At 63.4% G+C, this 23,793-nt stretch carries 23 protein-coding genes and 1 riboswitch; of the genes, 6 read left to right on the top strand and 17 right to left on the bottom strand.

The window, feature by feature from the left end; translation table 11 throughout:
- Positions 1-132 precede the first annotated feature (132 nt).
- Positions 133-1,509, top strand: coding sequence for an Ig-like domain-containing protein (locus LAD35_RS15460; protein ID WP_224149891.1), 1,377 nt, complete (start codon positions 133-135; stop codon positions 1,507-1,509).
- A 94-nt stretch (positions 1,510-1,603) separates the two neighbouring features.
- On the opposite strand, the gene LAD35_RS15465 is transcribed toward LAD35_RS15460, so the two are convergent.
- The 13 genes from LAD35_RS15465 to LAD35_RS15525 all read right to left on the bottom strand — a co-directional run bounded on the left by LAD35_RS15465 (position 1,604) and on the right by LAD35_RS15525 (position 14,586).
- Positions 1,604-3,067, bottom strand: coding sequence for a cobyric acid synthase (locus LAD35_RS15465; protein ID WP_224149892.1), 1,464 nt, complete (start codon positions 3,065-3,067; stop codon positions 1,604-1,606).
- The gene (locus LAD35_RS15470; RefSeq protein WP_184708430.1) at positions 3,064-3,471 is read right to left on the bottom strand and encodes a DUF3037 domain-containing protein; all 408 of its coding nucleotides are present in this window, start codon (positions 3,469-3,471) and stop codon (positions 3,064-3,066) included. Before LAD35_RS15470 ends, LAD35_RS15465 begins: the two co-directional genes overlap by 4 nt.
- The gene (locus LAD35_RS15475) at positions 3,458-4,264 is read right to left on the bottom strand and encodes a HipA family kinase (protein WP_224149893.1); all 807 of its coding nucleotides are present in this window, start codon (positions 4,262-4,264) and stop codon (positions 3,458-3,460) included. Before LAD35_RS15475 ends, LAD35_RS15470 begins: the two co-directional genes overlap by 14 nt.
- A 58-nt stretch (positions 4,265-4,322) precedes the next feature.
- Positions 4,323-5,318, bottom strand: a complete 996-nt coding sequence (locus tag LAD35_RS15480; protein WP_224149894.1) for an aminotransferase class I/II-fold pyridoxal phosphate-dependent enzyme — start codon at positions 5,316-5,318, stop codon at positions 4,323-4,325.
- Complete coding sequence (gene cbiB, locus LAD35_RS15485) at positions 5,311-6,387, bottom strand: adenosylcobinamide-phosphate synthase CbiB (RefSeq protein ID WP_224149895.1); 1,077 nt, start codon at positions 6,385-6,387, stop codon at positions 5,311-5,313. The genes LAD35_RS15480 and cbiB overlap by 8 nt, the downstream gene beginning before the upstream one ends.
- Complete coding sequence (bluB, locus tag LAD35_RS15490; RefSeq protein WP_224149896.1) at positions 6,384-7,082, bottom strand: 5,6-dimethylbenzimidazole synthase; 699 nt, start codon at positions 7,080-7,082, stop codon at positions 6,384-6,386. The genes cbiB and bluB overlap by 4 nt, the downstream gene beginning before the upstream one ends.
- Positions 7,083-7,149: 67 nt before the next feature.
- Positions 7,150-7,719 (bottom strand): cob(I)yrinic acid a,c-diamide adenosyltransferase, encoded by a 570-nt coding sequence (gene cobO, locus LAD35_RS15495; protein ID WP_224149897.1) that lies wholly within the window; start codon positions 7,717-7,719, stop codon positions 7,150-7,152.
- A gap of 109 nt (positions 7,720-7,828) precedes the next feature.
- A complete protein-coding gene (locus LAD35_RS15500; RefSeq protein WP_224149898.1) occupies positions 7,829-8,626 on the bottom strand; it encodes an ABC transporter ATP-binding protein in 798 nt (265 codons plus the stop codon).
- A complete protein-coding gene (locus LAD35_RS15505; protein ID WP_224149899.1) occupies positions 8,626-9,669 on the bottom strand; it encodes a FecCD family ABC transporter permease in 1,044 nt (347 codons plus the stop codon). Before LAD35_RS15505 ends, LAD35_RS15500 begins: the two co-directional genes overlap by 1 nt.
- Positions 9,669-10,682: an ABC transporter substrate-binding protein gene (locus LAD35_RS15510; protein ID WP_224149900.1), complete on the bottom strand. Its 1,014-nt coding sequence runs from the start codon at positions 10,680-10,682 to the stop codon at positions 9,669-9,671. Before LAD35_RS15510 ends, LAD35_RS15505 begins: the two co-directional genes overlap by 1 nt.
- Before the next feature lie 11 nt (positions 10,683-10,693).
- Positions 10,694-11,287, bottom strand: coding sequence for a bifunctional adenosylcobinamide kinase/adenosylcobinamide-phosphate guanylyltransferase (locus LAD35_RS15515; RefSeq protein ID WP_224149901.1), 594 nt, complete (start codon positions 11,285-11,287; stop codon positions 10,694-10,696).
- 10 nt (positions 11,288-11,297) lie between these two features.
- Positions 11,298-12,752 (bottom strand): cobyrinate a,c-diamide synthase, encoded by a 1,455-nt coding sequence (locus LAD35_RS15520; RefSeq protein WP_377779333.1) that lies wholly within the window; start codon positions 12,750-12,752, stop codon positions 11,298-11,300.
- Between the two features lie 40 nt (positions 12,753-12,792).
- A complete protein-coding gene (locus LAD35_RS15525; RefSeq protein WP_377779339.1) occupies positions 12,793-14,586 on the bottom strand; it encodes a TonB-dependent receptor domain-containing protein in 1,794 nt (597 codons plus the stop codon).
- Between the two features lie 189 nt (positions 14,587-14,775).
- Positions 14,776-15,023, bottom strand: a riboswitch (cobalamin riboswitch).
- Positions 15,024-15,060: 37 nt separating this feature from the next.
- Between LAD35_RS15525 and LAD35_RS15530 the strand changes: the two genes are divergently transcribed.
- From LAD35_RS15530 to LAD35_RS15540, 3 genes are all read left to right on the top strand, one after another.
- Complete coding sequence (locus LAD35_RS15530) at positions 15,061-15,279, top strand: PspA/IM30 family protein (RefSeq protein ID WP_224149904.1); 219 nt, start codon at positions 15,061-15,063, stop codon at positions 15,277-15,279.
- Entirely contained in the window at positions 15,276-15,665 is a 390-nt protein-coding gene (locus LAD35_RS15535; RefSeq protein ID WP_224149905.1) for a cell division protein ZapA, read from the top strand. Before LAD35_RS15530 ends, LAD35_RS15535 begins: the two co-directional genes overlap by 4 nt.
- 510 nt (positions 15,666-16,175) lie before the next feature.
- A complete protein-coding gene (locus tag LAD35_RS15540) occupies positions 16,176-16,991 on the top strand; it encodes a sulfite exporter TauE/SafE family protein (protein WP_224149906.1) in 816 nt (271 codons plus the stop codon).
- A gap of 23 nt (positions 16,992-17,014) precedes the next feature.
- On the opposite strand, the gene hemN is transcribed toward LAD35_RS15540, so the two are convergent.
- Positions 17,015-18,397, bottom strand: a complete 1,383-nt coding sequence (gene hemN / locus LAD35_RS15545) for an oxygen-independent coproporphyrinogen III oxidase (RefSeq protein ID WP_224149907.1) — start codon at positions 18,395-18,397, stop codon at positions 17,015-17,017.
- A 152-nt stretch (positions 18,398-18,549) separates the two neighbouring features.
- Between hemN and fnr the strand changes: the two genes are divergently transcribed.
- Positions 18,550-19,272, top strand: coding sequence for a fumarate/nitrate reduction transcriptional regulator Fnr (fnr, locus tag LAD35_RS15550; protein WP_224149908.1), 723 nt, complete (start codon positions 18,550-18,552; stop codon positions 19,270-19,272).
- A gap of 133 nt (positions 19,273-19,405) precedes the next feature.
- Positions 19,406-19,849 (top strand): universal stress protein, encoded by a 444-nt coding sequence (locus tag LAD35_RS15555; protein ID WP_224149909.1) that lies wholly within the window; start codon positions 19,406-19,408, stop codon positions 19,847-19,849.
- A 184-nt stretch (positions 19,850-20,033) separates the two neighbouring features.
- Here the strand turns inward: LAD35_RS15555 and LAD35_RS15560 are convergent, their stop codons facing one another.
- The 3 genes from LAD35_RS15560 to LAD35_RS15570 all read right to left on the bottom strand — a co-directional run bounded on the left by LAD35_RS15560 (position 20,034) and on the right by LAD35_RS15570 (position 23,577).
- Positions 20,034-21,590, bottom strand: coding sequence for a malonate--CoA ligase (locus LAD35_RS15560; protein ID WP_224149910.1), 1,557 nt, complete (start codon positions 21,588-21,590; stop codon positions 20,034-20,036).
- Positions 21,591-21,635: 45 nt separating this feature from the next.
- Positions 21,636-22,427, bottom strand: coding sequence for an enoyl-CoA hydratase/isomerase family protein (locus LAD35_RS15565; protein WP_224149911.1), 792 nt, complete (start codon positions 22,425-22,427; stop codon positions 21,636-21,638).
- A 127-nt stretch (positions 22,428-22,554) separates the two neighbouring features.
- The gene (locus LAD35_RS15570; RefSeq protein ID WP_377779332.1) at positions 22,555-23,577 is read right to left on the bottom strand and encodes a Bug family tripartite tricarboxylate transporter substrate binding protein; all 1,023 of its coding nucleotides are present in this window, start codon (positions 23,575-23,577) and stop codon (positions 22,555-22,557) included.
- Positions 23,578-23,793: the final 216 nt, after the last annotated feature.

The raw sequence follows: 23,793 nt of genomic DNA on the forward strand, positions 1-23,793 counted from the left end.
TGACCACGGTCTTCACATATACCTAGTTTTGTTGTGATTTTTGAACATAACTGAAACCAAAATATTTGTTGTCAATTTAATTTCATTTATTAATTAATAATATAAATAAATTCTTTATAACAGAGGACAGGGATGAGAACCACGAGAGAAATGTTGGGGCTGTGCTCAGCCCTGCTGGTGTGCATTGCTGCGCACGCGGAAACCCCGGTGGCGGCCAATTCACAGTATTTCACCGGCTGGAAAATGGCCAAGTTTGTGACGGCGGTTCCCACGCCCACAGCAGGCGTGCCGATCAATGCGACGATCGGCGGGACTCCGTTCACGATCAACACCGTGGGCACACCGCCCACCACCTGGGCGACCTGGGGCAGCGGACAAAGCAACGCGCTCATGAGTTCTACCGATCTGCCGGCCAATATCGGGCTTCCGACGGACCCGGGCAATGTGTGGGAAGTGGGCGCGGGCGAGGTCTCGATGAAGTTCCAGGCGCCGATGGTGGTGGGAACGACCCTGTTCAGCCATGATTTCGACTCAACCGATGCCATGGAGTACCGCTTCTACCGCTGCGACGGCACGCAGGTGGATGCAAGCCTGGTCGAATACCTGCAGATCGCCACGGCCAACAACCCGGTGCAGACGCCTCCGGTGGCCAATGCCACCGATTCCTTCTGGAAATTGGCAAGCCCGACCACCGGCCCTCTCAATGGCACCACAGTGGGCCTGGTGGTAAAAGCTGCCGATGTCTGCGAAATCCGGGCCAAGGAACTGGGACTGCCAAGGCACTCCACCATTGACATGATGCTGGGCATTCCGCCCACCCCCAACCCGGTTGCCGACACCAGCAATACCGTGCAAGGCCAGCCCGTCACCCTGGATGTGCGCGCCAATGACACCACGTCCTCGCCACCGGCAACCCTCGCGCCGCCCACCATTGCGCAGCAACCCGCCAACGGCACGGTCACCGTCGATGGTTCCGGCAAGGTGGTCTACACACCCAACGCAGGATTTTCGGGGACCGATACGTTCACCTACCAAGTGTGCGTGCAGACCGCCCCCACCCAGTGCAAAACGGCTACGGTGAGCGTGAACGTGCTGGGAGCAACCGCCACGGCAGACTCTGCCGCCACCAAGGTGGATACGCCAGTGACCGTCAGCATTCTGGCCAACGACGCTTCTTCCGATCCTGCCAATGCCCCGCTGGCTGGGCCCGCCACAGCGGTTTCTGCCCCCACGCATGGCACCGTCGTCTACAACGCCGATGGCACTGCCACCTATACCCCTTCGGCAGGGTTTACCGGCACCGATACCTTCCAGTACCAGATCTGCACCGCGCAAGGCACTTACCCTACACCGGCGTGCGCGACGGCCCAGGTGACGGTGGTCGTAGCTCCCACCGTAACGCCACCAACGCCCGGTGCGACCTCATCCGTTCCGGTGGACAGCCCCTGGGCACTCTTGCTGGCATCGATGGGCCTGATGGCTCTGGCCGTGCGCCGGACCAAACGCTGATCTGACACGATCCGCATCGCCCCGTAACGGTAAAAGCGCCAGCGCATGATGAATGTGCTGGCGCTTTTCATTCGGTCAGACAGAAGGGCAGGTTTTACCGGAGCGCGAGAGCCTCCGCTTCAAACCACTCGCCAACGCCCTGCGCCAGCCGATCGAAAACCTGCTCCAGGCTGGGCGCGCCATGGCCGAACAGGGCATGAATGACCTCCCCGTTCTCGAACAAGCCATGCAGATAGGTGCCCAGCACCGCTGGGTTTCCGCCCTGCCACAACAGGCCCGGCAGCAGCTCGTGTGCGGGATGGCTGGTGCCCGCCTGCATGTCGGCTCGCAGTTGAGTCTGTCCATGGTGGATTTCATAACCGCGCACCTGCACGCCGCCCAAAGCCTGCCACGGCGCCTGCAAGGCAGGCAACGCGAACGCAGTGGGCTGCACCGTCTTGTCCTGCGCAAACAGGGTGGCCAGCGGCAGCAGGCCCAGACCGGCTGCGTTGCCATCGACGCCATGCAGATCGATCAACGCCTCGCCCAGCATCTGCAGGCCTCCGCAAATGCCCAGCACCCGCTTGCCTGCCTGGGCGTGCGCCGTCACGGCGGCATCCAGCCCCTGCGAGCGCATCCAGGCCAGATCGGCGGCCGTGGCCTTGCTGCCCGGCAGGATGACCCAATCGGCACCCGCCAGCTGCGAGGGCGAGCGGGCCCAGACCACCCGCACGCCCGGCACCTGCAGCAGCGGCTGAAATTCATCCAGATTGCTGATGCGCGGATAGGCAATGATGGCGATGGTGGTGTGCACCGCCTGCCCCGCGCCGGCGCTGCCACGGTCGTCAAACACGCCGTCTTCTTCCGGCAGGCCGTGCGCAAACTGCATGGGGATGCAGGCCACGGTAGGCACGCCGGTTCTCTCTTCCAGCATCTGCGGCGCGGGCGCGAGCAGGCTGGCATCGCCCCGGAACTTGTTGAGCACAAAGCCTTTGATGAGCGCCTGCTCCTCAGGAGGCAACAGAGCCCAGGTGCCATAGAGGTGCGCAAACGCGCCGCCCCGGTCGATGTCGGCCACCAGCAGGCAGTGCGCGTCGCAGTGGCGCGCCACGCGCATGTTGACCACGTCACTCGCGTGCAGGTTGATCTCGGCGGGCGAGCCCGCCCCTTCGATCACCACCACATCGTTTTCGGCGCGCAACTCATCCAGCGCCTGGGCGATCTGCGGCCAGACCCGGGCACTGCGGCCGCGCCAAGGCATGGCCGTCAGCTCGTCATTCACCTGGCCGAATAGCACGACCTGGCTTTTGGTATCGGCCTCGGGCTTGAGCAGCAGCGGGTTCATGCGCACATCGGGTACGGCGCCTGCGGCCAGCGCCTGCAGGTACTGCGCGGTACCAATCTCGCCCCACTGGCCATCAGGCGTGGCCACCACGCGCGCATTGTTGCTCATGTTCTGCGCCTTGAAGGGCGCCACCTTGTAGCCTTGCGCCCGGTACCAGGCACACAGCGCCGTGGCCACCCAGCTCTTGCCTGCACCGCTGCTGGTGCCCAGCACCATCACACACCGGGCGGTCATGCGTGCACCTTGGGTTGCAGGGGCAACACCATGCGCTGCAGGATGCGCTCCAGCGCATGGTCGCCATGCAGGCACAGGCCCGTGTGCACAGCCGAGGTCTGGATGATGCTGCTGCGCTTGGCAGTAAGCCAGTGAAAACGCGCGCGGAACGGCAATTGCGCAATCGGCCCGCCTTCAGGCCGGCCCTCGCAAATGGCGATGATGCTGCCCAGGTGCCGGTACACCATCTCCAGATCGGCCTGCGGGTCCAGCGCCAGCAGCCGCGCCTCATCCAGCGCCATGGCAGCCTGCAGGTAACCGCTGCGCTGGCAGGAGACGATCACCCCGGCGTTGATGAATTCCTCGCGCTCCACCCGGGGTACCACGCGCACGACAGCGTAGTCATATACATCATGCGCGTGCATCGATGGCTCCTTGCAACCAGCGGCCACGGTCCTGCAGACGGGCCAGAAAATAATTCACATAGGCGGCGCGGTGGGCCTGCGGATCGGCCAGCGCATCGCTGTGGCGGTCTTGCGCCGCCTGGTTCAGAAAGCAGTCGGGCACGGCCGCCACAATGGCCTCCAGCACCGGGGCAGTCAACTGCCCTGCCATCGCCGCGTCCACCTGTGCAAGCTGCGAGGCTTGCGGCAGCAGCACATGGTCCGCAATCGGGGCATAGGGCTTGCCAGGGTCAGCGACCACCCCTTCCCAGGCGTGGTGAAAGGTGAGCGTAGCCCCATGGTCGATCAGCCAGGGGCGGCGCTGCCACATCAGCAGATTGGTGTTGCGCGCCGTGCGGTCAACGTTGCTGACCAGGGTGTCGAACCACACCAGGCGCGATGCAAAGCCGCTGTCCACCATATCGACTGCGGGGTCGAAATTCACCGACCCGGGCAGGTAATCCAGCCCCACGTTCAGGCCGTCACTGGCACGTATCAGGTCCTGGATTTCAGGATCGGGTTCGGTCTGCGCCAGCTTGGCATCCAGCCGGGCCAGCACGATCTCGGGAATGGGCAAGCCAAGCGCCCGGGCAATGCCGCCCGAAATCAGCTCGGCCATCAGGGCGCGCACGCCCTGCCCCGCGCCGCGGAACTTGAGCACGTACAGGCCCAGATCGTCCGCCTCGACCACGGCGGGCATCGAGCCGCCTTCGCGCAAGGGGGTGACATAGCGCTCCACCACAACGGAGCGCAGGGAAGGAATTGGTGAGTCCATGCGAAATGGTAGCGCCGGTTGGATGCCCTCGGGGCTGGTCGCGCTGATTCTCTATGAGTTAGGGCAAAGCGCTCCAGGCCTGCTCCAGCGCTGCCTGCGACGCAGGCGGCAGCACGCCCAGGCGCACGTGGCCGGGCAAGCCGAAACTGGCACAGTCGCGCAGCTTGATGCCCTGCGTACGCAGGCAGGCCAGGCGTTGCACGAGTGCTTCTTCGTCCAGAGATGGCCGTGCCACAAAGTAATTGGCCTGGTGGCCGGGCTCCACCGCCCAGCCCAGCTGCTCACACAACGCCAGTTGCTGTCGCTTCCAGATTCGCAGGCTTTGCAGGCCCAGGGCCAGCCATTGCTGCACTTCGTCGGTCGTCCAGGCGTCCAGCATGGCCACGCCGTGCGCGCCCACCACCCAGGATGGCGCCAGCGCGTGCAGCGCGCAAAGCGCCTCATCCGTGGCGTGGAGCGGGGCAATCGCGTAGGCGGCACGCACCCCCGTCATGCCCAGGGCCTTGTTGGGCGTCCACAGCTGCCACAGGCCATCCAGGTTGCGCTGAGGTGCTTCACCTTCCAGCCACAGAGGGCGGTAGGCACAATCCAGAACATGCAAGCCCCGCCCTGCAGACGCTGAGACGGTATCCAACTGGCCAAGCGGGCTCGATGGCTCACAGAACCAGTGCAGATCACCATGCCCCATGCCAGCCTCTGCGCTGTCGCGCCGCTGCAGCGCCAGCCCCCACACCTGTGCGGCATGCGCATAGTCGCCGTAGTGGCGGCGGGGCAAGGTAACGGCCGATGCACCATTGCGCGCCGCATATTGGGTGATCCGGTGAATCAGCTCGCTGCTGCTGCCGCCGATGACGATGCGCCGCTCCTCCACCGCGTGAAAGGCCGCCAGCCGCTCCCGCAGCCCTGTATAGAGCGGATCGGGGTACTGCGCTACATGCGCAGCCTGCAGGGCCGCCACCGCCGCAGGGCACGGCCCGAAAGCGTTGCGGTTGGTGGAAAAATCGTGCGCGGGCACACCCAGCGCGTCGGTGCCGCCATGGAGGCCTTCAAGCATGGCGAGTCCCCATCCACAACGCTATTGAAAAAATAGCTACCAGCACGCATACCACCTGCGCCACAATCACTTTGGAGGCCAGCTTTACGGCCTGCTGCAGGTGCGGCGCCCCGGGTGCCATGCCCTGCGGATTCAGCTGGTACACCCCCGGCTTGGACAGGTGCACGCCCAGCGCCAGTGCCATCGCACCCATGGGCCAGCCGCCATTGGGCGAAGGCGTCACACGCGCATCACGCCGCAGTGCACCCCAGGCAACGCCGCCTGCCAGCAGCGCCAGCCAGGCGGCGGTAAGGCGTGCAGGCACCCAGTTGAGCACATCGTCCGCCCGCGCCGCCCATTTTCCAGCCCACTGCCAGTAACGGCGATCTTCGCCCTGCCCGCGCCAGCCGGGGTAGCCCCACATGGCATCTGCCGTGTTGGCCAGGCGGTACACCGCCGCACCTGGCACGCCTGCAATGGCAAACCAGAAGAGCGGCGCAATGACGGAGTCGCCCAGGTTCTCGGCCAGGGTTTCGATGGCGCTTTCACGCACGGTGGAGGCATCCAGTTGGGAGGTATCGCGGCTCACCAGCCACGACAGGCGCTCGCGGCCCGCTGGCAATGACTGCTGCAGCGCAGCTTCAACGGCCAGCACCTCGTCCCTCAGCATGCGCCAGGACAGCAGCGGCTTGAGCAGCACCCCCATGAACACACCAGCCAGCCACCAGGGCTGGTGGGGCAGCAGAAAGAGAATGGCCCAGTAGACTACAAAAACAATAGCTGCCAGCGCGCACCATGCAACCATTCCCAATACAAATCGCATCCAATCTTGCGACTGCTCTGCGCGGGGCGCTATGTATTTTCCTATCACGCCCAGCAGCTTGCCCATGTAGACGACCGGGTGCAGCCAGGCAGGTGGCTCGCCCCACAGCCGGTCCAGCGCCAAGGCCACCAGCACGGCAATCAAGGCGCACAGCAGATTCTGCGACCACAGCACCGCCGCATCTGGCGCGGCCGTGAGCGCCCGGTACAGCCAGCCCAGCGGGCTGAAGGACCAGGCGAGCAGTTCCGACCAGGTGATGGCCGTCATGCCGCAGGCGGCCCCTCGGTCCAGACATCGTCCATCAGCATGTCTTCCAGCGGTGCACGGCAGGCCCATTTCTCCTGTTGCAGCATCGGCTCGGCATAGTAGGCGGCAACAGGTCCCAGGCATAACACGCCCAGCGGGTGGGCGCCTGCTGGCATTTGCAGCAGTTGCGCCAGCGCCTGCGGATCGAAAATGGATACCCAGCCCATGCCCAGCCCTTCGGCGCGCACGGCCAGCCACAGGTTCTGGATGGCGCAGGCTGCACTGGCGATGTCCATCTCGGGCAGGGTGCGGCGGCCAAAGATGTGAGCCTCGCGCCCTGGCGGCATGGCCACCACCAGCACCTCGGCGGCATCCAGCACGCCCTGCACCTTGAGCTTCATGAAATCTTCCTCGCGCTCGCCCAGTGCGCGGGCAGTGCGTACGCGCTCCTCCTCGACCAGTGCATGGATGGTCTGGCGCAAGGCAGCGTTTTTCACGCGGATGAAACGCCAGGGCTGCATGAAGCCCACGCTGGGCGCATGGTGCGCCGCGCGCAAGAGGCGCAGCAATACCTCCTCAGGCACAGCGCCACCGGCAAAGTGACGCATGTCGCGCCGCTCGTAGATGGCCCGGTAGACAGCCGCGCGCTCCGCCTCGGTGAACGGCGTGGCGGCAATCATGGCCGCCGCTGGGGGAGGAATCGGTGTATCGGGCATGGTTCGATTGTGGACCTTTATGTCACCGGCGGGTCAGCAGGGCAACAGGACTGGAGTCCGTTAACGCTCAATCCTCAATGCCCCGTTGGGCAGGAATACCCGCCTGGAAGGCATGCTTGATGAGCTTCATCTCGGTTACCGTGTCGGCGATGTCGATGATCTCCTGCGGGCAGCGCCGGCCCGTGAGGCAGACGTGCACGTCCTTGGGTCGCGCAGCCAGCGTATCGAGCACCTCCTGCAACGGCAGCCAGCCGTAGATCAGCGGGTAGGTGACTTCATCGAGTACCACGAGGAAGTACTCGCCCGACAGGATGGCCGCCCGGGCCTTTTCCCAGCCGTCGCGCGCCAGCTGGCCCGACTGCTCCAGATCCTTGCTCTTCCAGCTGAAGCCGTCGCCCAGGCCTTCGATGGGCAGCCCCACCTGATCGGCCAGCCGGTGCTCGCCAAAGCGCGCCGTGGGCACCTTCATGAACTGGAACACCTTGACGGCCTTGCCCCGGCCCGTGGCACGGAAGGCCAGGCCAAAGGCAGCCGTGCTCTTGCCCTTGCCGTCGCCGGTGTTGACGATGACGAGGCCGCGGCGTTCACCCTCGGGCTTTTCGTAAGGTTTTTCGGTGGGAGGAGTTTCGATCTGCATGTTTTTCCTTCTCAGGGTTGCAAGCGGCACACACCACCCACAGCGTTTAAAAATTTGACGCATCCGGGATGAGACACGCCGGACAGAGCCGCCCAGGCAGCGGGATTCTTCATTTCGCCATACGCGGCAACGCCATCCACAGGCCATCGATGCTGCGCACCTGGATGCGGTCGTCAAACACCGCTTCGAGCGCCGCATGGGTGGCAAGATCGCTGCAGGCGCCCTGGTGTACCACCCGGCCCTCCTGCAGGATCAGCATGTCATCTGCCAGCAGCGCCACCGAGATTTCGTGCAGCACGCTGATGACTGTGGTGCCCTGGCTGGTGAGCGCACGCACGCTGTCCACCCAGTCGGTCTGGTGCGGCGGGTCGAGGTTGGCGAGCGGTTCATCCATCAGCAGCACCTGGGCCTGCACCGCCAGCGCCCGGGCCAGCAGCACCCGCTGGCGTTCACCGCCCGAGAGTTCCACCACCGGGCGGTGGCGCCACTCCCAGGCCTGGGTCTGGCGCAGGCAGCGCTCCACAATGGCGTGATCTTCGTGGCTGGGCGCCGCCAGCCAGGGCTGGTGCGGCAGGCGACCGAGCAAGGCCACATCCAGCACCGTCAAGTCTTCGGTGGTCACCTCACCCTGCCCCAGCCAGGCCAGCGCCTGGGCGCGCGCCTTGCGCGGCCACGACTGCAGCGGTTTGCCCAGCAGATGCACCTGGCCCTGCAGGCCATGCGCGGGCCACAGGCCGCTCAGGACCTTCAGCAGGCTCGATTTACCTGCGCCATTGGGGCCGACGATGCTGGTCCACCGGCCCTTGGCAAACCCGGCAGACAGGCCATGCAATATCGGCTTGGAATGCACGCTGGCGCATATCTGACGAGCAGCAATAGCTATGATTTCGGTAGTATTTTGCAGCATCACATGGCTCCTGCCGCCCGGGTACTGCGGTGCATGCGCCACAGCAGATAGGTGCCGCCCAGTGCGGCAGTCAGCACGCCTACCGGCAACTCCTGCGGCGCCACCAACCACCGCGCCAGAATGTCTGCGGCCAGCAGCAGCGTGCCGCCCATGGCAGCGGCCAACAAGGTGCTGCGGCCGTGGCCGATGCGCACCAGGCTGCGCACCAGGTGCGGTGCAGCCAGCCCCACAAAGGCAATCAGGCCAGTCTGGGCCACAGACGTTCCCGTCGCCAGCGCCAGCACCGCCACCAAGCCGTAGCGCAGTTGCGTCAGCGGCAAGCCCAGGCTGGTGGCCGTGGCTTCGCCCAGCGTCAGGCCATCGAGCACCCGCGAGCAGGCCCAGGTGGCCAGTGCACAGACCAGCAGTACCCCGCCCATCAGTGCGCAGCCCTCCCAGCCCACAAAGGCCGAAGTGCCCAGCGTGAAGGCCTGCATGGCTTGCAGGATGTCAGGGTGCTTCAATTCCAGCAGATCGCGCACGGCGCCCAGCACCACGCCCACAATCACACCCGCCAGCAAGAGGCGCAAGGTGTTTTGCACATTGCGCGCCAGCACCACGGTCAGGCCCACGGCGCAGGCAGCGCCGGCAAAGGCCATGCCCGTCATGCCCAGCCGGTAGACGAAGCTCAGGCTGGTGAGGGACGAGCCCATCAGCACCAGGCCCACGGCGCTGCCCAGCGATGCACCCGATGCGCTGCCCAGCAGGTACGGATCTGCCAGCGGGTTGCGAAACAGGCCTTGCGCCACCGCCCCGGCAAGGCCAAGCAGCGCGCCTGCCAGCCAGGCGCCCAGGGAGCGCGGCAGGCGGATGTCCATCACGATCTGCCAGGCGGTGGCGTCGTCCCGCATGCGCAGCACGCTCTCCCAGCCGGTGCTGCCCACGCTGGCGCCCACCATCAACAGCGCGACGGAAAGCAGCAGCAACACCAGCGCCAGCCAGCCGCTGCGGCGCTGGCCGGGGGCGCATTCGTGCCGTAGCGCCTGCTCTGCCGAAGCCGCCATCAACGCTGCCCTCCTTCGGCCGGCTTTTCTGCGCCTTGCTTTTTTGGTGCCTTGTCAATCAGGCACTGCGCAATCAGGTGGGCGGCCTCTGCCATGCGCGGGCCGGGGCGCACAATGGTGTAGGAATCCTGGTCGTTGAAGACACACAGGTTCCCGCCCTTGATGGCCTTGAGGCTGTTCCAGCCCGGGTAGCTGGTGGCAGCCTGCATGCTGCGATTGCCCAGCATGATCACGTCGGGCTGGGAGCGCAGCAGAAACTCGGGGCTCAGGCGCGGAAACGGCCCCAGTTCGGCAGGCACCACGTTGTCCACCCCCAGCTGGGCCAGAATTTCTCCGATGAAGGACTGCGGACCTGCCGCATACGGGCCCCGGCTCACTTCAAAATACACCCGGCTGTTCCTGGCAGAGGCAGGTACACGCTGCGCTGCATCGGCCACGCCCGCCTGCAGCTCGCGCCACACCCGGTCGGCACCTTCTGCTGCAGGCACGCCCAGCACCTGGCCCAGTTGTTGCAGCACCTTGTGCACACCGGCCTGCGATTTCACTTCCAGCGCCGCCACTTTCACGCCCAGCGCTTCCAGCCGCTCGGCCACCTTCGAGGCATGCGACATCAGCACCAGGTCAGGCTTGAGCGCCACGATGGATTCCACGCTCGGATCCAGCCCTCCGCCCACTATCGGCAGTTTCTTGACTGCCAGGGGCCAGTCCGAATAGCGATCCACCCCGACCAGCCGGTCGCACAGGCCCAGGGCGCAGGTGCTTTCGGTCAGCGAAGGCAGCAGGCTGACGATGCGCTGCGGCGGCCGTGCCAGTTGCACGGTCTTGCCACGATCGTCGGTGATGGGCTGGGGAGCGAGGCGCGCGGATTCGGCCAGCACCGGAATGGCTGCGGCACGCCCGGCGGTGGGCAATTCCTTCGCACTGGCCGCTACTGCGCCCAGCAATGCTGCTGCCACTGCGGTACCTGCGGTACGCACGGCAAGCAGCAGGAGGGAGGAATTTGGAAAATGCATAAAACGGGCCATCATTTCATGTGCAGAGGCAAACCTGCGGCCATCAGTGTGACGCGGTTGCACACCGCAGCCGTTTGTTGGTTGAGCACGCCCAGCGCATCGACAAAGGCGCGTACTTCGCGGCCCATGGGAATCACGCCCAGGCCGATCTCGTTGCTGACCAGGATGACCGGGCCGGGCGCACGCTCAATCGCTCCTAAAAAAAGAGCTTGTTGCGCTTGCCAGTTGTGCGCTAAAGCCTGATTTTTCTCAAGTTCTGGTGCAGGCATCAGCCAGTTGGTCAGCCACAGGGTCAGGCAATCGATGATCAGCAGATGCTGCGGCCCGCTGCATGCGGCTATCGCCTGCGCCACATCGCGCGGCGCTTCCACCGTGCCCAGTTGCGCCACGCGTGCGGCGCGGTCGCTCTGGTGGCGGGCAATGCGGGCTTTCATTTCATCGTCGTAGGCAGTGCCGGTGGCGATCAGACTGGCGGTGTAACCCGCGCCCTGCTGCAGCCATTGGCGCGCCAGCAGCTCTGCCTGCCGTGATTTACCGGATTTCTGCCCGCCCAGCAGCAAGAGCTTGAGCGCTGCACCATTCACTGAAAACGAAGGTTCTGCCATGGCTGCCATCTTATGCAGTCTCGGAGGCCGATGCGGCACACGCACCTGGCCAGTCCTGCTGTGCGGTCTGCTGCAAGGTCTGCAGTACATCCGCCCCCAGCAGCGCTGCCACGGCCTGCGGGCAGGAAGGGAACCAGGCATGGAAATAGCTGGCATGAATGCTGCCATGGCAGTACACCGCTTCCCCCTTGCCGCTTTCGGGTTCCTGGCCCGGCCGGCTGCTGCGAGCAACCAGGCCCGCATCGCTGTCCAGGCGTGAATAGTGGAAGGTGTGGCCACGCAGCACGCCCCAGGGCGTCGCCAGCTGTTGCATGCCCAGACCCGCCAGGCGCTGCTGCATGCGCGCCTGTGCAGGCAGCAGGCTCCACAGGCTGTGCCAGCGGCCCTCCAGATCGGTCAGTCCTTCGGCCAACGCCACCATGCCGCCGCATTCGGCCCACACGGGCTTGCCTTGCTCCACATGCGCCTGCAGATCGAGCTGCAACCCTGCATTGGCCTGCAGGGCCTGCAGGTGCAGCTCGGGGTAGCCACCGGGCAGCCACAAGGCATCGCACACAGGCAGGCGCTCGCCCGCCACGGGCGAAAAGAATGCCAGCTCCGCCCCCATGGCGCGCAGGCATTCCAGATTGGCCGCATAGATGAAACTGAAGGCCGCATCACGCGCCACGGCAATGCGACGCCCAGTCAGCAGCGCAGGTATCTCGGTCTCATCGTCCTGGGCTGCAAAATCCACCGACCAGCGCTCCTGCCAGTCCGACCAGGACAGTTGCCCCAGCGGCGTCTGGGCCAGCGCATCGGCTGCTGCATCGAGCCGCTCCAGCGCATCGGGCAGTTCCTGGGCTGCCACCAGACCCAGGTGGCGCTCCGGCAGCAGGTTGGCGCGCGGGGCTCCGCCCGCCAACGCCACGTGGGGCATCGCCCCGAGCCAGAGCGCCGGGTCGCGCAGGCCATCGCGCAGCAGTTCGCCGTGGTAGTTGCTTGCTACACGATTGGCCAGCGCTCCGGCAAGCTTCATGTCAGGATCAAAGTGCTGCATGCCATAGGCAATGGCGCCAAAGGTGCCAGCCATGGCCGATGCGTCAATGACGACGACCACCGATACACCAAGGGATTTGGCCAGATCTGCGGCGCTGCTTTCGCCATCAAACAAGCCCATCACACCTTCGATCAGCAGCACGTCATGGCAAAGGGCGGCCTGGTACAGGCGGGCACGCACATCGTGCTCGCCGTTCATCCAGCGGTCGAGCGTGTGCACATCACCGCCACTGGCGAGCCGGTGCCATTGCGGATCGAGAAAATCCGGCCCGCACTTGAACACCTGCACGCGCCGCCCGGCGCGCGCGTGCAGGCGCGCCAGCGCCGCCGTCACCGTCGTCTTGCCCTGCCCGGACGCGGGCGCCGCCACCAGCAGCGCCACGCACCGGGAGGTCTTCTGGCCATCGCTTCCACTCACCGCTGCATCCATCACCCTGTTATCTCCCGACTTCCTGATTTCCTGGATGCTCTTATTGGGGCATCCACTTGATGCCGATGTACGCGCTGCGCCCTTCCGAAGCGTAGGTGCGTGCGGTTTCGTACTTCTTGTCCGCCAGGTTGTTGATGCGGGCGATCAGGCTGAAATCCTTGGCAATCTGCGTGCTGGCCGACAAGTTGAACAAGGTGTAGCCGCCCAGCACATTGGTGTTGGCCGCGTTGTCATAGCGCTTGGCAGTGGCCTGCATTTCGGCGCCCAGGGTCCAGCCGGCCACGCGCGTGTCACCACCCAGCGTGGCATAGCGCTTGGCGCGGCGCGCCAGCAATTTGTCCGTGGTCTGGTCGCGCGGGTTCTGGAAATCCACCGAGCCATGCAGGTTGAACTGGCCCAGCTTGGTGGTGCCGGCCAGGGTGATGCCTTCGAGACGTGCCTTGCCGACGTTCGCGTAGCAGCCACCGAAAGCACCATCCTTGCCAACGCAAGTACCCGTACCGCCCACCCAGTTGATCAGGTTGGTGACGTTGTTGCGGTACACGGTGGCAGAGAAGCTGTCTGCGCCCTGTGCCCAGCGCAGGCCCAATTCGGCATTCTTGCTTTTCTCCGGAGCCAGCGATGCGTCGCCGTACTCGCTGAACCGCTGGTACAGCGTGGGCGCGCGGAAGGCGGTCCCCACGGTTGCGGTGGCGCGCCAGTTGGGTGCAAATTCGTAGCCATAGGCTGCGCTGCCCGTGGTCTTGCCGCCGAATTCACTGTCGTCGTCGCGGCGCAGGTTCAACTGCACGGTGTGTGCACCGCTGTGCATGCCGTAGCCCAGCGCCAACGCATTCTGGCTGCGGTCGCGGTCGATGCCGCCGTTCACCAGCGAATCCTCACGGCGCTCCAGCGCGGCCGTCATGGTGTGAATGCCGTAACGCCACTCGTTCTGGAACAGGTAGTTGTGCAGGCGGGTATCGGTCTGGTAGGGCGATGGCCGGGTTTCGTAGTAATCGCGCGATTGGGTGAGTTGCAGCTTGGTGCTGTAGTGGTCGGTCCACTTGGCCTGCCAGTTCAGGCCCAACGCATACATCTTGTTGATGCTGCGGTCATCTTCCTTGGGGGAGACGTCGTAGCCCGAATTCATGTTGCTGGCCATCATGGTGGCTTCCAGCCGGTGCTGCTGGTTGAGCTGGTAGCCCAGGCGCGCATTGACCGCGTTGTTGCGGTAGCCGTCCTTGTCGGGGTTGGCGGTAGGGGTGGTGCGCGCGTTGAAGCCATCCGATTGTGCGCGGTTGAGGCCAATCGAGTAATCCCACGCCCCTTCGCCACCAGAGATGCCGGCTTCGGCCGTATAGGTGCCACGGTTGCCAACGCCAAAGCCCACATAGGGCTTGGGCGCGCCTTCGCCCTTCTTGGTGAAGATCTGCACCACGCCACCCATGGCATCCGACCCATACACGGCCGCTGCCGGGCCGCGCAGCACTTCAACGCGGTCGATGAGCGCCAGCGGAAGGTTTTGCCACGAGGCACCGCCGGTGGACTGCGAATCGACACGCACGCCATCCACATACACGGCGGTAAAGCGCGTCTCGGCACCTCGAATGAACAAGCTGGTACTGGTGCCCGGGCCGCCATTGCGGGTCATCTGGATACCCGGCACGCGTGCCAGCACATCGGCCACACCGCCTGGCCCCTGACGCTCGATGGTCTTGCTGTCGATGATGGACATATCGGCCGTCAGATCGGACAGCGGTTGCTCGATGCGGTTGGCGGTGACTACCATCGCCTCCAGGGTTTTACCCTCTGTTTCATTCGTAGTCTGGGCCTGTGCCGACAGGCTGGCAGCCATCAGGGCCGCCGTCAGAGCAATACAGGTGTGTGGCGAGCGCAACGAAGAAAAAACGATAGCAGAATCGGGCGCGCACAGGCGCACCACTGGCGAATGGGAATGCATCTACATCTCAAGCGATGAAGTACCCCGCGCCAGCCTCCCCGCCGGCAAATGGGGAAAAACAGAAGCGGCGCGCTATGCAGCGCACCGCCATCCACAGTGTTGGCCGGTATCCGGGCTGACGATGACACAGCGCGCGCCTTCCCAGAGACTTGTTCAAGGTATCCAGTGGCTTAGAGTGCGGGCTGCGGAGGGCAAAATACCGTCCATCGCTTACCGTTGCGGGGGCAGCGCAGGTTGAGCATGGCTTGTAGGGCACAAGCGCACTCCCCTGCTTCCCGTTGAACTGCCAGAATGTGAACCACCATGGCGAGCACCAACGGGTACAATTTTATCGTCTTTACTGTTGCGCTTTAATAAAACTGTCTCTCTATGGTCACTACGCCTTCTTTGGACCTGATGCTTGAGCGGGTGGAAACTTTGCTGACCCGCTACGAACAACTGCAGCGCGCGCATGCCACTCTGCAGGAACAGGTGGATACCCTCACCCATGAACGCGACTCCCTACAATCGCGCCTGACGGCCGCCCGCTCGCGCGTTGACGCGCTGATCGAACGCCTGCCCAAGACTTTTGACCAGGACGAATCATGAAGCAGCTTGAAGTTCACATCATGCAGCAAAGCTATATGCTGGGCTGTCCCGAAGGCCAGGAAGAGCGACTGATGGCCGCCGTCAAGCAGGTGGATGAAGCCATGTGCGGCATCCGCGACGCCGGCAAGATTCGTGGGCGCGAGCGCATCGCCGTGCTGGCTGCCCTCAACATGGCCTTTGATCTGCTCGATCTGAAAACCCAGAACACCGAGCTGAACCAGGAAGCCGAACAGGCCCGTACCCAGGCGGCCCAGGTTGAGCAGGCCGAACCCGCTACCGCCCAGGCTTCGCTCGACTGGGAGGAGCCCCGCCTGCAATCCATCATGCAGCGCCTCGATGCCGCCACTGGACAACCAGCCGCAGGCAATGCGGCGCAGACGGTGTAGGTTTTCGCAAAACACCTCCATCGGTTCGCACACAACACCAGATCGCGGCCGCATGCAAGCATTTGCTGAAAAATCGGCATTGAGCCCATATTCAGCAATCAGTGGTCGCTATTGTTTTTGCCCAGCCTCTGGGCATTGAATTGGTTTTTTACGGCCATCCACCCCTGGCTGCCGGTACAATGGAGTCGTTCGCAGCCCTGCCAGACTTTATAGTTCCTTGAACCAATGCTCTACGAGCACGGGCTTGGTACATCACCTATTGAGCGTGATCGTCTCGCGTCAGATGAACCCAACGATAGGTTGCCCTTGCCCACCTGAACCCCCGGTTCAGGATGACGGTCTGGTGGATCCGCTGCGAACACCTGTTTTCGGCCTGGCTGGCCTGATCCGAAGCAATGAGGCCAGCCACTTTCAACTTCTCCTCTCCGCCGCGGCGGGGTTTCAGGCCACCTGGTTCAGGTGGCCTTTTTACTGGGCGTACCACAACCGTCCAGGTGGATACTGGTGCCCATGACTGATCCCATCGTTCTGCTTCCGCTCTCGTGCGTGGGCTTGATCACCGGCTTTCTGGCGGGCCTGCTTGGCATCGGCGGGGGCATGGTGCTGGTGCCTTTCATGACCTACATCCTGGGCACCCAGGCCGTTGCCCCGGAACTGGCCATCAAGATGGCGATTGCCACGTCGATGGCAACCATCATGTTCACCTCCATCTCCAGCGTGCGCGCCCACCACCAGCGCGGCGCCGTGCGCTGGGACATCGCCCGGCGCCTTGCGCCCGGCATCGTGCTGGGCGGACTGGTCGCGAGCCTGGGCATCTTTTCGCTGCTCAAAGGCCAGTATCTGGGCCTGTTCTTCGGGCTGTTTGTCGGCTACTCGGCACTGCGCATGTTTCGCAAATCCCAAACCGCAGCCACGCGCACCATGCCGGGCACAGGTGGCCAACTGGCAGCCGGCGGCGTGATCGGTTGCCTCTCGGGGCTGGTTGGTGCAGGCGGGGCCTTCATCAGCGTGCCGTTCATGACCTGGTGCAATGTGCCCATCCACAACGCAGTGGCCACCAGCGCAGCGCTGGGCTTCCCGATCGCCGTGACCAATGTGCTGGGCTTCATGGTGGCGGGGCTGCATGTACAAGGCCTGCCGCCCCACTCGCTGGGTTATATCTGGCTGCCCGGCCTGCTTGCGGTATCCATATGCAGCGTGCTGACCGCGCCACTGGGCGCCAGGGCAGCGCACCGGCTGCCAGTGGCCCAGCTCAAGAAGATATTTGGCGGCATTCTGCTGTGCCTGGCGGTCTACATGCTCTACAAGAGCCTGAGGGCCTGGTAACGCGTTGAGCCTCAGGCAGGCTCCTAGATGATTTTCGAGAACCGGGCCCGCGTGCGATCCGCCTGCAGGTGCTTGTCAAACACCATGGCCACGCCACGCACAAAGTACCAGCCCAGCTCGGTCACGGACACGGCATCGCCAGTGATCTGAACCAGCCCCTGCTCCTGCATGCTGCGCAGTTGCTCCAGCTCGGCGGCAAAGTACTGGCGAAAATCGATCAGCCAGGCCTGCTCCACCGATTCGATCACCAGGCTGCCCTGGCACATCAGGCCCATGATCACAGAGCGGCGCAGCATGTCATCGCGCGAGAGTGCCAGGCCTCGCACCACAGGAATCTGCCCCTGGTCGATCAGGTCGTAGTACTCCTCCAGCGTCTTGGCATTCTGGCTGTAGGTAGCGCCGATCTTGCCAATGGCCGAGACACCCAGCGCCAGCAGATCGCAATCGGGCTGCGTGCTGTAGCCTTGAAAATTGCGGTGCAGGCGCCCTTGGCGCTTGGCCACGGCCAGTGCATCATCAGGCAGCGCGAAGTGGTCCATACCTACATAGACGTATCCGCCCGCCTGCAGGGCTTCCAGCGCCTGGGCCAGCATGGTCAGCTTGTCAACGGGCTTGGGAAGATCCTGCACGACAATGCGGCGTTGGGGCTTGAAACGTTCAGGCAGATGCGCATAGGCATACAGCGCAATACGATCGGGCCGCAGTTGGCTCACCAGTTCCATCGTGCGTGCAAAACTGACCGGCGTCTGGTGAGGCAGGCCGTAGATCAGGTCAATATTGATGGATTCAAAGCCAATCAACCGCGCCTGGGCCATCAGGGAAAAAACCTGCTCCGAGGGCTGCTCGCGGTGCACTGCCTTTTGCACTTGCGGGTCAAAATCCTGCACGCCGAAACTCAGGCGATTGAAGCCCAGTCGAAACAGGTGTGCGAGGCGCTCCCCGCTCACGGTCCGTGGATCGACCTCGATCGAGTATTCACCCCCCGGCTGCAGCTGGAACCGGCTTTTGAACATGTCCATCAGGCGTGAGAGCCCATCGTCGGAGAGGAAGGTGGGCGATCCGCCGCCGAGGTGCAGCTGGCTCACGGTCTGGCGGGCCGGGCAGTGGGCCAGTTGCAGATCCAGTTCACGCTCCAGATAATCCAGGTATTCGTCGGCGCGTTCGGGATGCTTGGTGATGATCTTGTTGCAGGCGCAGTAGTAGCACAGTGATTCGCAGAACGGAATGTGCACATACAGCGACAAGGGTGCCAGGCGGGTACCCAGCCCCGTTCGCCGCTGCTCCAGCGCCTGCTTGTAGCCATTCGCACCAAAGGCTTCAACAAATCGGTCTGCGGTAGGATACGAAGTGTAACGGGGGCCGGGTACATCAAACCGGCGCAACAAATCGGGGGTCAGGGAAATCATGGTCTCAATTCCGTACGGATGCCCCAATGTGCCGCAACCGGCCGGCCACGTCCTTGACTTACATCAAGAGTATTTTTTTGTCTGCGTAGACAATGGAAGCATTCAAGGAACCTCCGCCCCCGCGCGATCTTTTTGTGAACGGATATTGACTCATGACAGCCAACACAATCAAAGTGGTCTGCTCCAACTGCAACCTGCGAGAGCTGTGCATGCCCGTGGGTCTGTCGCCCGACCAGATGGATCGCATCGATGAGATCGTGGCCACGCGCCGCAGAATCAAGCGCGGGGGAGCGCTGTTTCGCAACGGCGAGGCGTTCACATCGCTGTACGCGATTCGCACCGGTTTTTTCAAGACCAGCGTGGCCACCGAAGATGGACGCGATCAGGTCACCGGTTTTCAGATGGCAGGCGAAATCATTGGCCTGGACGGCATCGTCAACGACCAGCATTCCTGTGATGCCATTGCGCTGGAAGATGCGGAAGTCTGCGTGATGCCCTATTCCAAGCTGGAAGAGCTGTCGCGCGAAGTGAATGCCTTGCAGCACCACGTTCACAAGGTGATGAGCCGCGAAATCGTGCGCGAGCACGGTGTGATGCTGCTGCTGGGCAGCATGCGCGCCGAGGAACGCCTGGCCGCATTCGTGCTCAATCTGGTGCAGCGCCTGCACGCGCGGGGCTTCTCGCAGTCCGAGCTGATACTGCGCATGACGCGGGAAGAAATCGGCAGCTATCTGGGCCTGAAGCTGGAGACCGTGAGCCGCACCTTCTCCAAGTTCGCGGAAGACGGCATCATCGAAGTCAAGCAGCGCCATGTACGCATCCTGGATACCGACAAGCTGCAGGCCCTGATTAACAGCCAGCAATGCACGGTCTGAGCGGGCCTGCCGTGCTCCCGGCAAACATATGCTGCCATTGTCTGCTCTGACACAGCGCAAGGCAGCCTTTGCGCCAATGGGTTAAGGTACAAACATGCAGCCGCCCCGGCTGCACCCTCGAAAGGAGCTGAAGATGTACAACCATATCCTGCTCGCCACCGATGGATCCGAGCTGTCCGAAAAAGCAGTGCAGCATGCGCTTGCTCTGGCCAAGCTGGGACAGACCCAGATCACTGTGGTCAATATCTCGCCCAACTACCCCCGCAGTTACTTTGAAGGCAGCGCGGTCATCGACCTCAAGGAGGTGGAACGTATCCAGCAAGGCTGGCTGGACGCTGCCCAGGTCGTGGTCGACAAGGTCGTTGCCCAGGGAACTGCAGTGGGCGTGCCGGTAAAGGGCATTGTTCTGCAATCCGATCTGGTGGCCGAATCGCTGCTCAAGACCGCGGAAAAGGAACACTGTGACCTGATCGTCATGGCCTCGCATGGCTATCGCGGCATCAAGCGCCTGCTGCTGGGCAGCGAGACCCAGCATGTGTTGACGCATGCCACGATTCCGGTGCTGGTACTGCGGTGAGTTTCTGGCAAATCCGGCCTGCAGCGCATGCGGGCCAAGGACAGCCACCTTGTTTTCAGTAGCAGAGCGAACGGCAGGTTTGAGTGCCCGCCGCTTATAAAAAGAGAAGGCTTTTGGCCTTCTCTTTTGCTTTACGGCCTCCAGCCCCCCTGGTTCATGGATTGGCTTGAAGGCGCCAAGAGCTTCAACCCTTGAACAGGTCCTGGTATTGCGCCCGCAGCAGATTCTTTTGCACCTTGCCCATGGTGTTGCGCGGCAACTCGTTCACCACAAAGCAGCGCTTGGGAATCTTGAAATTGGCCAGCTGTTTTTTCAGCGTCGCAATGATGCCTTCGGCATCTGCGGCCTGGCCTGGCTTGGCAATGACCACGGCAACCCCCACTTCGCCAAAGTCAGGGTGCGGTACGCCAACCAGGGCACTTTCGGCCACGCCGGGCAGTTCGTTGATGAAGCCTTCGATCTCTGCAGGGTAGACGTTGTAGCCGCCCGAGATGATCAAATCCTTGCTGCGGCCCACAATCGTCACGTAGCCGCGCGCGTCCACCTTGCCGACATCACCGGTCTTGAACCAGGCATCCTTCGTGAACTCTTCGGCGGTCTTCTCCGGCATGCGCCAATAGCCACTGAACACATTGGGGCCTTGTACCTGGATGTTGCCGATCTCGCCAGCCGGTAGCGGCTGACCATCATCGCCCTGCACGCGCACGCCCACACCCGGCAGTGGAAAGCCGACGGTGCCGCCCCGGCGCTCGTCCTGCCCGTCGTAGCGGCTGTCGGCACGGTAGGGGTTGGAGACAAGCATGATGGTTTCGCTCATGCCGTAGCGCTCCAGGATGGTGTGGCCGGTGCGCTCCTGCCATTCGCGGAAGGTCTCGATCAGGAGCGGCGCGGAGCCGGAAATGAAGAGGCGCATGTTCCGGGTGGCGGCCCTCGTGAGCGTGGGCTCGGCCAGCATGCGTACATACAGGGTGGGAACACCCATGAAGACGGTAGCGCGCTCCATCGCAGCGATCACGGCCTTGGGCTCGAACTTGGAGAACCAGATCATCTTGCTGCCATTGAGCAGAGCCGCATGGATGGCGACGAACAGGCCGTGCACATGGAAGATCGGCAGTGCATGGATCAGCACGTCACCCTCCTTCCAGCCCCAGTAGTCCTTCAGCATCACTGCATTGCTCAGCAGGTTGCCGTGGCTCAGCATGGCCCCCTTGCTGCGGCCGGTGGTGCCACTGGTGTACAGAATGGCGGCCATGTCGTCGACTTGCCTGACGGCAGGCTCATGCGTATCGGCACAGTGCACAGCACGCTCCAGCAAGGTGCCGCTGCGGTCATCGCCCAACGTGAAAACGCTTTGTGTGCCGCACTGGAAGGCGATTTTGGACACCCAGCCAAAGTTCTGCGGCGAGCACACCACCACGGCTGGTTCCGCATTGGTGATGAAATATTCGATCTCGGCACTTTGGTAGGCGGTGTTCAGCGGCAGGAAAACGTAGCCTGCTCGCAGGGTGGCCAGGTACAGCGCCATGGCTTCCACCGATTTCTCGACCTGTACCGCCACGCGGCTGCCTGCGGGTATCTTCAGGCTGCCCAGCAGATTGGCAATGCGGGCACTCATGCGGTCCAGATCACGCCAGCTGTAGTTCAGCGGCTCACCGCTGGCCGATGTGGTCTCCACGGCGATGGCATCCAGGTCTTTGGGAAAGGCTGCGCGCAGCGCGCAAAACAGGTTGTCGTTTTTCATGTCTGTCTCTGGTTGGTTAGGTCCTGGGCGTCTTGGCAGGCGCCTTCAGAATTGGGGAGCCCGCTTGGCCACAAAGGCTGCAATGCCTTCGCGGTGTTCGGCAGAATCGGCATAAGCGTATGGCTGCGCCAGAGTGGGGGCCGCCATGTCGCCTGCCGTCAGCGCACGCAGGGTTTGTTTGTTGAGCCTTGCCGCCTGGGGAGCCAGACTCGCCACGCGCGCCGCAGTTTCGGCAACGTGCGCGGCCAGCAGGTCAGGTTCCATGCAGCGGCTGACAAACCCGGCGGCCTGCATCTGGTCTGCGCCAAACACCGCAGCTTCGAGCAGCATCTGCCGGGCTTTCATGGCGCCCACCTGGCTGGCTACCAGCGCAGCTTCCTTGGGTGCCATCGGAAAACCCAGCTTGGCAATGGGCGCGCCAAACTTGGCATTGGTGGCGGCAATACGGATGTCGCAGCAACTGGCAATCTCCACCCCGGCGCCCATGCAGGCGCCACGGATGACCGCGATGACGGGGATGTCACAACGGAGCATGGCATCCAGGCCTGTCCAGACTTCGCCTTCGTGAAAAGCAGCCAGGGTGTCAGGGGCGAAGCGAAAGCGCTCGTACTCCGAGATATCGCCACCGGCGCAGAACGCATCCCCTTCACCTTCAATCACGATGCAGCGCACATCCGGATTGCTCTGCAAGCTCTCAAAAACAGAGCGTAGCGCCCGCCACATGTCGCGCGACATGGCATTGAGCTTGCCCGGGTGGCTGAGCACCACGCGCACGATATGCGCATGGACCCGGCCATCCGCCGCCACCCACGCCTCCTGCCTGATCTGACCTGCCATCACCCCACTCCCATGTGATTCGATTCCTGCATCCGTCAATGGCTGGCCAGCTTCGCAGGCGGAATGTCTTCCAGGCCTGCGCCTTGCATTTTCACCATCGGTTGATGAAGAAACGGAATGCATGCCTTTATTCGATCTTGGCACCCGAGGCCTTGACCACCGCCGCCCAGCGCTTGACCTCGTCGTTCACAAAGGCGGCAAACTGCGGCTGCGTCATGCTGCCATAGTCCGCCCCATTTTTCGCCCAGACCGCCTTGATTTCTTCGGAAGCCCCCATTCGCCTGACCTCCTCCACCATGCGCGCCTGCACCTCGGGTGCCGTTCCCTTGACGGCCCACAGGCCGTACCAGGTGGTGACGTTGTAGTCGGGCAGCCCCACTTCGGCAGCACAGGGCACATCAGGCAGTGAGGGGTTGCGCTTGTCACCGGCCACCATCAGGCATTTGATGCGGCCCGCAGCAATGTGCGCCGCCGATGAGCCCAAGCCGTCAAACAGCATGTCCACATTGCCCGCTATCAAATCCTGCAGTGCCGGCCCCGCACCCTTGTAGGGCACATGCAGGATATCGGTCTTGCTCTGTATCTTGAACAACTCGCCTGCCAGATGGTGGCTGGAGCCTGCCCCCGCAGATGCGAATGTCATCTTGCCGGGGTTGGCCTTGAGCTGGGCCAGCAGCTCCTGCATGTTCTTGATAGGCAGTTTCTTGGGGTTGATGACCAGCACCTGCGGCACTGTCGCGAGCAGCGCCAGCGGCACCAGATCCTTCTGGATGTCGTAATCGAGCTTGGGATAGACCGAGGGTGCGATCACGTGGTGCGTGCCGCCCATGAAGAAGGTATAGCCATCGTGCGGCTGGCGCGCCGCGTAGCTGGCGCCCAGGGTTCCACCCGCGCCGCCCTTGTTGTCGATCACGAGGGTTTTGCCGGTGGTCTTGGAGAACTGCGAGGACAGCGGGCGCGCGAACGCGTCCGTACCGCCGCCCGCAGGAAAGGGCACCACCCAGGTCACCGGTTTGCTTGGCCAGTCCTTGGCAGATTCCGCCATGGCCCATAGCGGTAGACCGCCCGCCGCCATGCCTGCTGCCATCTGGCCCAGGAAATGCCGGCGCGGCAAGGGGTGGAAAGAAATTCCAGGATTGCGCTTGCTCATGTTTGTCTCCTTGCTATTTTTTGCTGCCGCGGGGTGGAACCTGTTCCGGCTCTCTGCTGCAGCCTGTCTCCTGCACTACCAAACCGGCCCGGCAGACGGATGGGCCAGCGTCGATGCTCCTTCTTCACTGCCGTAGGGCGGCAAATTGCAACCAATCACTCGTCAATAAGAGCTGCAGGCGCCTGTCGCTATTGGTTTTCAAGGTCTTTTCCATCG

This window comes from Comamonas odontotermitis (genome assembly GCF_020080045.1).
Lineage (GTDB): Bacteria > Pseudomonadota > Gammaproteobacteria > Burkholderiales > Burkholderiaceae_C > Comamonas > Comamonas odontotermitis.

Coding starts and splice junctions, on each gene's coding strand:
- LAD35_RS15460 (WP_224149891.1), top strand. CDS start 133: ATGAGAACCACGAGAGAAATGTTGGGGCTGTGCTCAGCCCTGCTGGTG.
- LAD35_RS15505 (WP_224149899.1), bottom strand. CDS start 9,669: ATGGCGGCTTCGGCAGAGCAGGCGCTACGGCACGAATGCGCCCCCGGC.
- LAD35_RS15480 (WP_224149894.1), bottom strand. CDS start 5,318: ATGCTTGAAGGCCTCCATGGCGGCACCGACGCGCTGGGTGTGCCCGCG.
- bluB (WP_224149896.1), bottom strand. CDS start 7,082: ATGCCCGATACACCGATTCCTCCCCCAGCGGCGGCCATGATTGCCGCC.
- LAD35_RS15470 (WP_184708430.1), bottom strand. CDS start 3,471: ATGCACGCGCATGATGTATATGACTACGCTGTCGTGCGCGTGGTACCC.
- LAD35_RS15520 (WP_377779333.1), bottom strand. CDS start 12,752: ATGGATGCAGCGGTGAGTGGAAGCGATGGCCAGAAGACCTCCCGGTGC.
- LAD35_RS15500 (WP_224149898.1), bottom strand. CDS start 8,626: ATGCTGCAAAATACTACCGAAATCATAGCTATTGCTGCTCGTCAGATA.
- fnr (WP_224149908.1), top strand. CDS start 18,550: ATGACAGCCAACACAATCAAAGTGGTCTGCTCCAACTGCAACCTGCGA.
- LAD35_RS15515 (WP_224149901.1), bottom strand. CDS start 11,287: ATGGCAGAACCTTCGTTTTCAGTGAATGGTGCAGCGCTCAAGCTCTTG.
- LAD35_RS15475 (WP_224149893.1), bottom strand. CDS start 4,264: ATGGACTCACCAATTCCTTCCCTGCGCTCCGTTGTGGTGGAGCGCTAT.
- LAD35_RS15525 (WP_377779339.1), bottom strand. CDS start 14,586: ATGGCTGCCAGCCTGTCGGCACAGGCCCAGACTACGAATGAAACAGAG.
- cobO (WP_224149897.1), bottom strand. CDS start 7,719: ATGCAGATCGAAACTCCTCCCACCGAAAAACCTTACGAAAAGCCCGAG.
- LAD35_RS15570 (WP_377779332.1), bottom strand. CDS start 23,577: ATGAGCAAGCGCAATCCTGGAATTTCTTTCCACCCCTTGCCGCGCCGG.
- LAD35_RS15560 (WP_224149910.1), bottom strand. CDS start 21,590: ATGAAAAACGACAACCTGTTTTGCGCGCTGCGCGCAGCCTTTCCCAAA.
- LAD35_RS15530 (WP_224149904.1), top strand. CDS start 15,061: ATGGTCACTACGCCTTCTTTGGACCTGATGCTTGAGCGGGTGGAAACT.
- LAD35_RS15535 (WP_224149905.1), top strand. CDS start 15,276: ATGAAGCAGCTTGAAGTTCACATCATGCAGCAAAGCTATATGCTGGGC.
- LAD35_RS15555 (WP_224149909.1), top strand. CDS start 19,406: ATGTACAACCATATCCTGCTCGCCACCGATGGATCCGAGCTGTCCGAA.
- LAD35_RS15510 (WP_224149900.1), bottom strand. CDS start 10,682: ATGCATTTTCCAAATTCCTCCCTCCTGCTGCTTGCCGTGCGTACCGCA.
- cbiB (WP_224149895.1), bottom strand. CDS start 6,387: ATGACGGCCATCACCTGGTCGGAACTGCTCGCCTGGTCCTTCAGCCCG.
- LAD35_RS15465 (WP_224149892.1), bottom strand. CDS start 3,067: ATGACCGCCCGGTGTGTGATGGTGCTGGGCACCAGCAGCGGTGCAGGC.
- LAD35_RS15540 (WP_224149906.1), top strand. CDS start 16,176: ATGACTGATCCCATCGTTCTGCTTCCGCTCTCGTGCGTGGGCTTGATC.
- LAD35_RS15565 (WP_224149911.1), bottom strand. CDS start 22,427: ATGGCAGGTCAGATCAGGCAGGAGGCGTGGGTGGCGGCGGATGGCCGG.
- hemN (WP_224149907.1), bottom strand. CDS start 18,397: ATGATTTCCCTGACCCCCGATTTGTTGCGCCGGTTTGATGTACCCGGC.